The 12331-nt window shown below is 50.4% G+C and carries 12 protein-coding genes and 2 pseudogenes; 5 read left to right on the top strand and 9 right to left on the bottom strand.

Going from position 1 to position 12331, the window contains the following annotated elements:
* Both O9H85_RS20735 and O9H85_RS20730 read left to right on the top strand, forming a co-directional pair.
* Positions 1–186: hypothetical protein (locus O9H85_RS20735; protein WP_269883329.1), on the top strand; the 186-nt coding region annotated here is incomplete at its 5' end.
* A gap of 625 nt (positions 187–811) precedes the next feature.
* A pseudogene (locus tag O9H85_RS20730) lies at positions 812–1188 on the top strand (Crp/Fnr family transcriptional regulator); the annotation flags it as partial.
* Positions 1189–1356: 168 nt separating this feature from the next.
* Here the strand turns inward: O9H85_RS20730 and O9H85_RS20725 are convergent.
* The 9 genes and pseudogenes from O9H85_RS20725 to O9H85_RS37495 form a co-directional block, all read right to left on the bottom strand.
* Positions 1357–1658 (bottom strand): annotated as a pseudogene (locus tag O9H85_RS20725) (P-type ATPase); the annotation flags it as partial.
* A gap of 125 nt (positions 1659–1783) precedes the next feature.
* Positions 1784–2011: an SHOCT domain-containing protein gene (locus O9H85_RS20720; protein ID WP_269883313.1), complete on the bottom strand. Its 228-nt coding sequence runs from the start codon at positions 2009–2011 to the stop codon at positions 1784–1786.
* Positions 2012–2643: 632 nt separating this feature from the next.
* Positions 2644–3417 carry a pyruvate formate-lyase-activating protein gene (pflA, locus tag O9H85_RS20715; RefSeq protein WP_269883312.1) on the bottom strand — a complete coding sequence of 258 codons (774 nt, stop codon included), beginning with the start codon at positions 3415–3417 and terminating at the stop codon, positions 2644–2646.
* Between the two features lie 48 nt (positions 3418–3465).
* Positions 3466–5712, bottom strand: a complete 2247-nt coding sequence (gene pflB / locus O9H85_RS20710) for a formate C-acetyltransferase (protein WP_269883328.1) — start codon at positions 5710–5712, stop codon at positions 3466–3468.
* An 81-nt stretch (positions 5713–5793) separates the two neighbouring features.
* Entirely contained in the window at positions 5794–8403 is a 2610-nt protein-coding gene (gene adhE, locus O9H85_RS20705) for a bifunctional acetaldehyde-CoA/alcohol dehydrogenase (RefSeq protein WP_409348176.1), read from the bottom strand.
* A 73-nt stretch (positions 8404–8476) separates the two neighbouring features.
* A complete protein-coding gene (mobA, locus tag O9H85_RS20700) occupies positions 8477–9133 on the bottom strand; it encodes a molybdenum cofactor guanylyltransferase (RefSeq protein ID WP_269883311.1) in 657 nt (218 codons plus the stop codon).
* 53 nt (positions 9134–9186) lie between these two features.
* The gene (locus O9H85_RS20695; RefSeq protein WP_269883310.1) at positions 9187–9357 is read right to left on the bottom strand and encodes a hypothetical protein; all 171 of its coding nucleotides are present in this window, start codon (positions 9355–9357) and stop codon (positions 9187–9189) included.
* Between the two features lie 226 nt (positions 9358–9583).
* Positions 9584–10390: an acetate/propionate family kinase gene (locus O9H85_RS20690; RefSeq protein WP_333474235.1), complete on the bottom strand. Its 807-nt coding sequence runs from the start codon at positions 10388–10390 to the stop codon at positions 9584–9586.
* 13 nt (positions 10391–10403) lie between these two features.
* A complete protein-coding gene (locus tag O9H85_RS37495) occupies positions 10404–10691 on the bottom strand; it encodes a hypothetical protein (RefSeq protein WP_333474234.1) in 288 nt (95 codons plus the stop codon).
* A gap of 455 nt (positions 10692–11146) precedes the next feature.
* On the opposite strand from O9H85_RS37495, the gene O9H85_RS20685 reads away from it, so the two are divergent.
* The 3 genes from O9H85_RS20685 to O9H85_RS37830 all read left to right on the top strand — a co-directional run bounded on the left by O9H85_RS20685 (position 11147) and on the right by O9H85_RS37830 (position 12313).
* A complete protein-coding gene (locus O9H85_RS20685; RefSeq protein WP_333474233.1) occupies positions 11147–11635 on the top strand; it encodes a Crp/Fnr family transcriptional regulator in 489 nt (162 codons plus the stop codon).
* Entirely contained in the window at positions 11598–11867 is a 270-nt protein-coding gene (locus O9H85_RS37490; RefSeq protein WP_333474237.1) for a helix-turn-helix domain-containing protein, read from the top strand. The genes O9H85_RS20685 and O9H85_RS37490 overlap by 38 nt, the downstream gene beginning before the upstream one ends.
* Before the next feature lie 254 nt (positions 11868–12121).
* A complete protein-coding gene (locus O9H85_RS37830) occupies positions 12122–12313 on the top strand; it encodes a c-type cytochrome (protein WP_409348175.1) in 192 nt (63 codons plus the stop codon).
* Positions 12314–12331: the final 18 nt, after the last annotated feature.

Here is a 12331-nt window from a genome sequence, read left to right as displayed (position 1 = left end):
TGGCAGGATAAGCTCTTCCAACATGCAGCCGAAAAAAACCATTCACCGCACAAGGGATACGTCTGTCCAAATTTAGGGGGAGAAATTGAATGGGTACTGCTAAAGGTTGTTCATCACAGCTACCAACCTTTCATTTCCAATTCTGGAGTTGCTTTTAGCCCCCTAAACTGCTGCTTTCAATATTGAAATGGTGCTTTTTGAACAGGCTCTATAAGGTTGAGTTACATTAAAAGAGCGCGCCTTTTGCACGCTCAGCCAACGCACATAAGATAATTGAATTCGGTTATAGCAAGGATATGGCACCTGACCTACCACCGTAATATCGTAGCGCTGAGGGGCAAGTTTACGATCTGTTCAATGACACTCATACCTGCCATTCCGTTACCCATAAGTACCAGCTTTTATTTTGAGTTTGCTTTCATATAGCTGACCTCCTGTCAAACTTGCTCTATGCCTTTCAGTATAGTTGCAGACCATAAATAAGGATGTGAAATTAATCACTGCATGAACATGTGCACGGGTTTATCACGTTTTATTTGGTTTTATGTGAATAGCGTCACAGTCGTATGCTGCCATTTCTGATTTAATGAGATTATGAGGAGTGTGAATATATTATGGATATTAAGAAAATAGGTGTCATTGGGGCTGGTACGATGGGCCGTAGTATTGCGGAATTGTTTTAAAGGTAGCAAACATAGAAAGGAAAATGAACCATAAAACCATCATAAAAACGATCTTGATTATGTAATGCATAATCTTCCAGAAAACTTTGTGAAAGTTTTCACCAAAATTTAATTAGGGAATGATATTCATGGTTGCAAAATGGCTTAGAGAAAATAAATATGTCGCAGGCTTCTTGCTCTTCGTTCGATTGTATCTGGGATATAAATGGATTACCGCAGCTTGGCAGAAATTTACCGACGGCTTTCCGGTGGATTCCTAAAAAATGCAGTCACCAAGCCAATTATCGACAAAGCGACGAACGAACTCGTTTATCCGACCTTTACCGTTTTCGTCAACAACGTAGCCCTGCCAGAATTTCTGATAGGTCTCGGTTTGATTCTTGGGGGTTTTACTGCCGCGGCCGCATTCTTCGGACTTCTAATGAACCTCATGTTCTTGTTCGCCGGAACTGTGAGCACGAACCCTTGGATGTTTTTGATCGGTTGGATTATCTTCATGGCAGGTGTGAAGATAAAATAAAAGATTGTTGATAATGGCAGTACTTGGAACTCGAATGCTTAACCGACCATACCAGCGACCACTTTTTGCTCCATATTTAATCCTAATCGTTATATCCGTCATTACTCTATGCCTCGAAGCTATGGGCACATACCGCGGCAATAGCTTCAGCGAGGCCATGATGGATGTCGGTGTGGCAAGACCAAGAGCAAAAGGACATGCGATGACTAGAACGCAATGGCTTTATCTAAAGCCGAAGCAAACTCACCGGGGGCAACAAAGATAAACCAAATAAAGAATGGAATCACCGAAATGCCTACCACAATTGGAACAAAGATGCCGGAGATCGAAGCTGCAATGCGTCAGCGCTTTCGAGCCCTGTGCTTCTTCGACCACTTTAATGATTTGCGCAAGCGTGGTTCTTTGCCTACGCGAGTTGCCTTTACTTTCAGTGACCCATTTTTATTAATGACAGTTCATTCCGTGCTTATGTCCTCCGTGCATACCTCTCATCAAAAAGCATCATGATTAGACATACAAGCAGCAGTAAGGCTTGAAATCACCATTGCATATCAATCACACTTTTATATTTTTTATTAAGCTATTTGCGCAATACATCCTTCATCCGCATATATTCTTCTTCCGTAATTTCGCCACGTGCAAAGCGATCAGCAAGAATATTTTCTGCCTGTTTTTCATCCCTTCGCGATCCGATGCCGTTACCAACTACCAATTTAATGACTAAGTAAATAACCCCAACAATAAAAAGCAGATGAACCAGCATTCCGATCCAACCCATTCCATAGCCATATCCATATCCCATCATCATATCAACCACTCCTTTCGTATCTTTAATATAGCATCGAGATGTGAAGAAGCTGTTTAGAAGTCATACATGACCTATGCAGTTCGTGGTAACGCCCGGTAATTCTCTGTTTAGGCGTAACCCAAAGAAGCAGCCTGTAATGCTTTGGCCAAAATAATTCAAGTAGTCTTGCAAACTGCTGCACTTGTGTGTCACAATCAATGGAGATTCGCTGGACACCCTAGTTTTATTGCCTTGAATCGCTTTGCGTACACTGTCCATGTAACCACCATCAGGATTGGCGCCATGCTCGCTAACGGAATCGCCGAAGAGAACGGCAATAAGACCAGTACCGCCAGAACGACCAAGCCGTGCACCATTCACTCATTGTTACATTCAATGGAGACTACTTGATAATTATGGTGTACCACATTATAGCTAACACTACCAAGAGAAGCTTCTTTTAGTCCACCTTAACCCTCGGCTGCCCTTAACGATCAAGTCACCGTTTTGTTTCTTAGCATACTCTACTATTCTCTTCTACGGCCGGATGCCCTTCAACAATTTCAACAATAATCGGGTTTCCCATTCCATATAAAGACTCCTTGATTTCTTGCTTCATATCAACAAATAAAACGGCAGTCTCAATCGCCGGTTTATTCTTCTAATGCCTGTTGAATGGCCGAACCATCTACCGAACGTCTTGTCGCGGCTTCGCGGCCTGCTTCAACGATAGAACGGGCACGTTCCATCTCACGATAGCTGGGCTCCGGCACCCCGTTGAGCAGGTACGATTTGCCGAGCTGCTGCCATTTATACACACCCATGCGGTGGTAAGGCAGTAACTCCAGCTTCTCGACGCCCTGCAGCCCTCCGATGAATTTACCGAGAGCGTGCAAATCCTCATATCCGTCGGTAACACCGGGTATAAGCACGTGCCGGATCCACATCGGCTTACCCAGCTCAGACAGCCGTTCGGCAAACCGCAGAATACGTCCATTAGGCTGGCTCGTCAGCAACGTATGTCTCGCGTCATTCATCTGTTTTAAATCCAGCAGCACCAGATCCGTCGTTTCAAGCAATCCCATAGCGTGGTCAGGATCACAAAAGCCCGAGGAATCGAGCGCCGTATGGAGACCGAAGCGCCGCTTTACTTCGCTGAATAGAGCTTCGACGAAAGGCGCCTGAAGCGTCGGTTCTCCCCCCGTAACCGTTAGGCCTCCACCGGAACGCCGATAGTAGTCGACGTAAAGCTCGATTGCGTCCGCTACCTCATCGACAGACATAAGCCTGCCCGTATTCGTTTCCCACGTATCAGGGTTATGGCAAAATTTGCACTGCAGCGCGCAGCCTTGCATAAAAAGGACGAAGCGGATGCCCGGGCCGTCGACGGTGCCGAATGTCTCCATGGAATGTATGCGTCCGATCATGCGGTCTCCCCCTTTTCTCTCCGAACCGCCTAAGGCACGGGATATCCCCTACATCTGGCCGTGGAACGTCCTGTTGATAACGTCAAGCTGCTGCTCGCGGGTCAGCTTGATGAAATTGACCGCATAGCCGGATACCCGGATCGTCAACTGCGGATAGTTCTCCGGGTGCTCCATTGCGTCCAGCAGCTGTTCGCGGTCAAACACGTTAACGTTCAAATGGTGAGCCCCTTTGGCAAAATAAACGTCCATCAGCGCGACCAGATTTGCGATGCGCTGTTCCGTCTCGCGCCCGAGCGCCTTCGGCACAATCGAGAACGTGTTCGAGATGCCATCGAGGCTATGCTCGTATGGCAGCTTCGCAACGGAAGCGAGCGAGGCAAGAGCCCCCATGCGGTCGCGGCCGTGCATCGGATTCGCGCCTGGTGCAAACGGCTCTCCCGCTTTGCGCCCATCCGGCGTCGAACCGGTTTTCTTACCGTACACGACGTTCGACGTAATGGTCAGCACCGACAGCGTCGGCAATGCGTTTCTATACGCCTTATGTTTGCGCAGCTTATTCATGAACGTCTCGACGAGCTCGACGGCGAGCCGGTCGACCCGGTCGTCATTGTTGCCGTATTGCGGATACTCGCCCTCGATTTCGAAATCAACGGCGACTCCATTCTCATTACGAATCGACTTCACCTTCGCATACTTGATTGCGCTCAAGCTGTCGGCGACGACCGACAAGCCGGCGATACCGCAAGCCATCGTACGCAAAATCTCGCGGTCGTGCAAAGCCATCTCAATCCGTTCGTAGCAGTATTTGTCGTGCATATAGTGGATCACATTAAGCGTGTTCATGTACAGCTTGGCGAGCCACTCCAGCATGGCGTTGTACCGCTTCATCACATCGTCATATTCCAGCGTCTCGGCAGTAATCGGAGCCGTCGCCGGGCCGACCTGGATACCGAGCTTCTCGTCGACACCGCCGTTAATCGCATAGAGTAGCGCCTTCGCCAAATTCGCCCGTGCCCCGAAAAACTGCATCTGCTTGCCGATTCGCATCGCCGAAACGCAGCAGGCGATCCCGTAGTCGTCGCCATAATACGGCCGCATCAGATCGTCATTCTCGTATTGGATCGAGCTTGTTTCGATCGATACTTTGGCGCAAAACTTCTTGAACGATTCCGGAAGCTGCTTAGACCACAGAACGGTCAAGTTCGGTTCTGGACCAGGGCCCAGATTGTACAAGGTATGCAAGAAACGGAACGATGTCCGGGTTACGCGTGTCGAACCGTTCAGCGCCATGCCGCCGATCGACTCCGTCACCCAGGTCGGGTCGCCGCTGAACAGCTCGTTATAATCAGGGGTACGCAGAAATTTGACGAGCCGCAGCTTCATGACGAAATGGTCGACAAGCTCCTGCGCCTCCTCTTCGCTGAGTGCTCCTTCCGCGATATCCCGTTCGATATAAATGTCCAGGAACGAAGAGACGCGGCCAAGGCTCATCGCGGCGCCGTTTTGCTCCTTGATCGCCGCCAAATAAGCGAAGTACACCCACTGAACCGCCTCGCGAGCATTCCGAGCCGGCTCCGATACGTCGAAGCCGTACGAGGCGGCCATCAGCTTCAGTTCATCGAGCGCGCGCAGCTGCTCTGACAATTCCTCACGGGCGCGGATCGCATCCTCCGTCATCTCGTCGACTTCCAGCTGCAGTAAATCCTTTTTCTTATCCTCGGTCAGGCGATCAGCGCCGTATAGTGCGAGCCTGCGGTAATCGCCGATGATCCGGCCGCGGCCGTAGGCATCCGGCAGCCCCGTAATGATGCCTGCTTTGCGGGCCTTGCGCATCTCGCTCGTATAAGCGTCGAATACTCCCTGGTTATGTGTCTTGCGAATGTCCGTAAACAGCCGGAGCATCTCGTCCGGTAGTTGAAAGCCGTACGCTTTGCACGCATCCGCCGCCATCTTGATGCCGCCAAACGGCTGCACGGAACGCTTCAACGGGGCATCCGTCTGCAGCCCGACGACCTGCTCTAAATCGCGGTTCAGATAACCGGGTCCATGGGACGTAATCGTCGACAAGGTGTTTACGTCAACGTCAAGAATGCCGCCGTTCTCCCGCTCACGCTTCAGCAGATCGCTGACTTGCCGCCATAATGCGGCCGTAGCCTCCGTAGGACCCGCCAGGAAGGTATCGTCGCCTTCGTACGAAATCAGATTGCGGTCTAGAAAATCCTTGACGTCAATGAGCTGCTGCCATTTGCCTCCCCGGAATCCACGCCAGCCCGCCGGAGCCGTCGGCTCGGCCATAGCCTGAGGTGTCTGGACTCCCTGACGAATATCTTTTTCTTTTAAAGACATACCATACTTCCTCCTATCCCGTTAATCGATTTATTCGAATATTCTATAAAACGCATTTCGGTAAATATCGGCTAGCTCCGTTACAAGCGGCATACGCGGGTTCGCCGTCGTACACTGGTCTTCAAACGCACGATCCGCCAAATAATCGACCATCGCTTCGAAGTCCTTCGAATCGAAGCCTAAGTCGGCGAACTTCTCCGGAATGCCAAGCGACTGATTCAGCCTGCGAATCGCGGCGATCAGGCTGTTCACGCCCTCCTCCGTAGTCTTCGCCGGCAGTCCGAGCATACGGGCGATCTCTGCATATCGCTGATCCGCGATGAAATGGCCGTATTTCGGGAACGATGCGAATTTTGTCGGCTTTTGCGCGTTGTAGCGGATGACGTGCGGCATCAAAATCGCGTTCGTCCGTCCGTGTGCCGTATGATATTGTCCGCCCCACTTGTGCGCCAGGCTGTGATTGATGCCGAGGAACGCGTTGGCGAAGGCCATGCCGGCAATCGTCGAAGCATTGTGCATTTTTTCCCGGGCGACTGGATCGGCTTCATGATACGACTTCTCGATGTTTTGGAATACAAGCCGGATTGCCTGTAGCGCAAGACCATCCGTATAGTCGTTGGCCATCACGGAGACGTAAGCCTCAATCGCGTGCGTGAGCACGTCCATTCCCGTGTCGGCGACGGCCGTCTTCGGCAAGCTGTACACGAACTCAGGATCGACGATCGCCACGTCGGGGGTCAGCTCATAGTCTGCTAACGGATATTTCGTGTTCCCCTTCTCTTTATCCGTAATAACGGCGAACGATGTCACTTCCGAGCCCGTGCCCGAGGTCGTCGGAATCGCGACGAATTTCGCTTTCCGTCCAAGACGCGGATACTTGTAGACGCGCTTGCGGATATCTAGGAACTTCTGCTTTAGCGAGTCGAAGCTCGTATCCGGATATTCGTAGAACAGCCACATCGCTTTTGCCGCATCCATCGGGGACCCTCCACCTAAGGCGATGATGCAGTCCGGCTGGAACGAGTCCATCAGCGTCGTACCGCGCAGTACCGTATCAACGGACGGATCCGGCTCCACCTCGGAAAATACTTCGATAGAAACCGGATGCTGCCGTTTTCGGAGGTAATATTCAAGCTTCTCGACATAGCCGAGCTTCACCATCATCGGGTCGGTAACGACCAGGACGCGCGAGATGTCCGGCATTTTCTCGAGATACTGTGTGGCACCTCGCTCGAAATACACCTTTGGGGGCACTTTGAACCATTGCATGTTCACAGTCCGGTATGCGACACGTTTAATATTGATCAGGTTGACGGCGGATACGTTCGCAGTCGTCGAATTATGGCCGTAAGACCCACAGCCGAGCGTGAGCGACGGCAAATTCGTATTGTAGATGTCGCCGATAGCTCCGTGCGTAGAAGGCGAATTGACGATAATGCGGCCTGTTTTGAGCCGGGCGGAGAAAGCGTCGATGACGGCGCGGTTCTTGGAATGGATGACCGAAGAGTGGCCCATCCCGCCAAATTGGACGATTTCAACCGCACGTTCAATACCCTGCTCGGGCGTTTTCACCTTATAACAAGCGAGTACCGGACTCAGCTTCTCCGCGGAAAGAGGATACCCTTCACCCACGCCCTTCAGCTCAGCGACCAGCACCTTCGTGGAAGCCGGAACTTCAATTCCCGCCATTTCGGCGATTTTGACAGCCGGCTGGCCGACGATGACCGCATTGACCGCGCATTTTTCCGGATTAATGACAAGCTTGGATACAGCAGCTGTTTCCTCCGCGTTCAAGAAGTAGCATCCAAGCTCGGTCATCAGCTTCTTGGCCTTCTCGTAAATCGGCTCTTCAAGAATGACGGCTTGCTCGGAAGCGCAAATCATGCCGTTGTCGAACGTTTTAGAAAGAATGAGATCGGTGACAGCTTGCTGCAAATCGGCTGTCTTTTCGATAAAGCAAGGGACGTTGCCGGGACCGACGCCGAGTGCCGGCTTGCCGGTGCTGTAGGCGGCCTTCACCATGGACGAGCCGCCGGTCGCGAGCACGAGCGCCACGTCCGGGTGATTCATCAAGAGCTGCGTTGCTTCGACGGAGGGGTACTCAATCCATTGGATGCAATGGGCCGGCGCCCCTTCCTTCACAGCTGCCTCCAGCAGTGTCTGTGCTGCCATGGCGCTAGAGCGCTGCGCGGAAGGGTGGAAGGCGAAAATGATCGGGTTCCGCGTCTTGGCGGCAATCAGCGCCTTGAACATCGTCGTCGACGTCGGATTCGTAACCGGGGTTACTCCGGCGATAATGCCGATCGGCTCGGCGACCTTCTGAACATGCTCGTACGGATTATCCTCAATGATGCCGACCGTCTTATCATGTTTGATGCTGTGATAAATGTATTCCGTCGCGAAAATGTTTTTCGTGATCTTGTCTTCATAAACGCCGCGCCCCGTCTCTTCGACGGCCATTTTGGCCAGCAGCATATGCTTGTCAAGACCGGCAAGCGCCATCGCTTGAACAATCCTGTCAATCTGTTCCTGATCCAGCTTCAGATATGCATCGTGCGCTTTCCTCGCCCTTGCCGCAAGCTGATTGACTTCCTCCTGCGGCAGGTTCCGTTCCGATAATTTGCTTTCTTGTCCCGCCACCGTTCCTCATCCTCCTTGAACGCTCGCCGGGTGCGTCCCTGCGGCGAAATTTACTCTCTCAGTGTAACTCTCTCTAAAGTCTCCCATGGTGATTTATGTCACTTGAATCAAACTTTTCTAAATCACAGAAGGAAGCATCGTACTGCCGAAGCAGCCGTTCATATTCCTCCTGCCTGCTGAAGCTTTCGATAAAGCCCGATCCAATACCATTCTCTTGGAAGATGGTTTCGTGAAGCTCGCCCCAATACAGCACCTTTAGAAACCGATTCAGTGTTGGTTCCCCGCCTTGCAACAGAGACCATATGAGATCGGCGCAAGATCGGTCGTAAATTCCATGCAGCGGATAAATCCCTCCTTGTACCAATGGAAGCGCAGCGTCAAAGCCTTCGTGTTTCCTCTCCTGCAGCAGCTCCGCGGCTTGGGAAGAGATAAACGGCATATGGTTTCCGACAAGCCAAACGTCACGATTTCTGGCTAAGCTTAGTCCCGCATGCATACCGCCAAGCGGCCCCTGATTCGGTACGAAATCCGTTATGATTCTGATCTCCGGCTCTAGTAGTCGCAAAAACGGCTTCGGATCATTCGTTACCACGATAAGCTCGCTGCAAACCGGTTGCATTAGGCGTAGCTGGCGCTGAATCAGCTTCTCTGGACCAAAAGGCAGAAGCGCCTTCGGATTTCCCTGCATTCTTCGGTCTTTTCCGCCGGCCAAAATAACCCCCGTTAGCATAAGCAATTCCTCCTTTCCGAGATCGATTTACCTTCTATAACCTATAAATGGCGTCATGGCCCTGGCCGGCTATCTCTTGTAATGGAGTGTTCCGCCGAGGACTCCGATTGTTCCCGTTCTTCGTGGCTTTCCGGTATCGGCTTCATCCGGCAATCTCCACAAATCCAGCTGTCGCCTTTAGCCCCGCGCCCATTTACGCGGCCGCAGCGATCGCAAGTAATCATGGCGTTTCACCTCCTCTTTCAAACTTTTTCCTTCCTGACTTCATTAAACATCACGTCGACCGTTTTCACAGTGATCAATCTCACGGACTACCGGCCCAGCAGTGTGATAAAAATCACAGCACAGTTCCAGATAAAGAAGCACCGGTCCCTCCTGGGATCCAGTGCCCTCGGTAAAAAAATAGCCCCCGATTACCGCTGACAAGCCGTTCTCGTACGATTAGTTCAATCAACCCGCCGTTTCCAATATACCCAGAGACCTGGTTTGATCCGTAATGACAATTTGATATGCATCCCGCGCCATCACGATTTCTTCATCCGTGGGAATCACCATCACTTTGACCGGCGAATAAGCCGTGGAAATGATTCTGTCTTCCTTCCCGAGCCAGTTCGCGTACGCATCCAAAAAAACGCCGGCATATTCCAGTCCTTGACAAATCAATTCCCGAATTTCCGGGCTATTCTCGCCCACCCCAGCCGTAAAGATGATCCCGTCGGTTCCGTTGAGACGCGCCATATAGAGTCCGATATATTGATGCAGCTTCGAAACGAATAATTCGATTGCCAGCTGGGAGCGATGATGGCCTTCTTTGCTAAGCTTCAACAAATCGCGGATGTCGTTGCTGACACCGGAGATGCCGAGCAGACCGCTGTGATGATTCAACACGCGCATTACTTCATCCGATTCAAGGCCTTCTAACTGTTCCAGATAAGGGATGACGGCGGGATCCAGATTCCCGCTGCGAGTGCCCATCGTCACTCCGGCGAGTGGAGTCAATCCCATGGATGTATCGTAGGATTCTCCATAGCGAATGGCCGTGACGCTGACCCCGTTCCCGATATGGCAGCTGATCAACCGGAAATTTTCGGCCGGTCTGCCCATCAACTCCGCGGCTCGCGACATTACATAGCGGTGGCTCGTTCCATGAAACCCATACTTTCGGATCTTATGTCTCTCATAGTATTCATAAGGGATCGAATAAAGAAAAGATGTGGGCGGCATTGTCTGATGAAAGCTTGTATCGAAAACCGCCACCTGTGGCACTCCCTCATACCTTTTGCTGTGCGAGATGAATGCCTTCGAGGTTGATCGGATTATGAAGCGGCGCCAGGTAGGAAATGGATTCGATCCGCTCCATCACTTCATTTGAAACAAGCACGGAGGAATCGAACAGATCAGCCCCATGAACGACGCGGTGTGCATCGATATCCACCCGATAGTTAATTTTCTCGAAAATGGCATCCATCATCTCTTTCAGAGGCTGGTCCATATACCGCTTTTCATTCCCCTGCAAGAGCACTGTCTCGGAGGGCATTTCAATAAGCTTGTATTTCACCGAACTGCTTCCGCAATTTAATACCAGTACATATACATCCGTATGTTTCCGAGTGGGTTGAATAGTTCGGTCAGATTGGGTAACGGGCGCATTCATGGTTAAACCACTCCTTCGTCAAGCTCATCTTATTTTGAGGTCCCCTCTGTGCAACCCGTCACGATGACTGCTCTTCGGTGACAGGATAATAACTAACTTGAGAGTAAACGCTGAGCGTTGGTTATCTCCGCTTCTTGCCATGATTTTAACCTCGGAAACCGTTCATGGTTGTGAATAAAAATCACATAAAGCCATAAACAAATTAAATAAGATTTACGATAACCGACCTGAAGGCCGGACTAACGACTGTGATAAAAATCACCACAAGACAACACTATTTTCGCTACGCTTAGAAGAAGTCATTGTCAGAAAGCAATACTGGGACTGTTCCATTCATGCAGGAAAGGATAAGATCCAATATGAATAAGAGTGGAGCGCAAATGAATAACGATCCAAGGAATACGGGTTGCTTCTCGGCCGAAAGCCTTAGAAAACTAACAGGCATTATGTATGAGATGAAAATAAGCTATGGTACTCGTTTGTTCTGGGAGTATGATAAGGCCGATAAGTTGTACTACATTAAAAAAGGCAGTTTTCGTATTACGAAATCGTCCGATGACGGCCGTCATTTCGTTCTGTACTTGTACAAAGAAGGCGATTTATTCGGACAGGTCGATCCATTCCGCACATTAACGCAAGGCTTTAATGCAGAAGTGGTGGAGGATAGCATAGTCGGGGTCATTCAGCAGCGGGATTTGGAAATCCTGCTTTGGCAGCACGGAGAACTAGCCATTGAGTTCATGAAGTGGATGGGTCTCGTCCACCGCATGACGCAAACGAAATTCCGAGATCTGATGATGTTCGAGAAGACTGGGGCGCTATGCTCGAATTATAATCAGGCTTGTTAACACATATGGAGTTCAGGAAGAGGCAGGTGTTCGCATCTCCAGGAAGCTGACGAATACGGATTTGGCCGATATGATCGGAGCGACTCAGGAAAGCGTCAATCGAATGCTGTCGGACATGAAAAAACACAACACGATCGACTTCGTCGACAGCTATTTAATAGTTAATGATCAGAATTACTTAAAGGATATTTGCCATTGTGAAAACAGTTCGACTGATATTTGCCGCATGTAAAAAAGCTTATTTTACATTTGCATGAATAATCGATTTAAGGATACATTACATCGGAGATACAATTCACTTAGGGAGGATTCCTTGAAAAAGTGGTTGATTACGATGACTTTTTTCACCCTAATGATATCGACGACGGCTTGTGCTAGTAATGCTCCATCACCCGCCCCTTCAGGGTCGAACGCTCCGGGCGCAGCCACAGGAACAACCGGGGGTACTGCAACCACCACTAATGCCCAGGCGCTTTATAAGCAGAATTGTATGGCTTGTCACGGAGCCGATTTTCCGGTGGCGCCGGACCCAATCTTCAAAAATTAGGTTCCCGATTCTCCAGAGATCAAATCGTCACTCAAATCAGCAATGGTAAAGGTGCCATGCCGCCATTTAAGGGGACATTAAAAAATCCGGATATAAATGCACTTGCTGATTGGCTGGCAGCTAATAAATAATAAACAGGCCGGTCCCCT

The sequence above is a fragment of the Paenibacillus gyeongsangnamensis genome, from assembly GCF_027533625.1.
Taxonomy (GTDB): Bacteria; Bacillota; Bacilli; order Paenibacillales; family NBRC-103111; genus Paenibacillus_G; species Paenibacillus_G gyeongsangnamensis.
The sequence above is the reverse complement of the archived record's forward strand: the minus strand, read 5'-3'. Positions and strand labels throughout refer to the sequence as shown.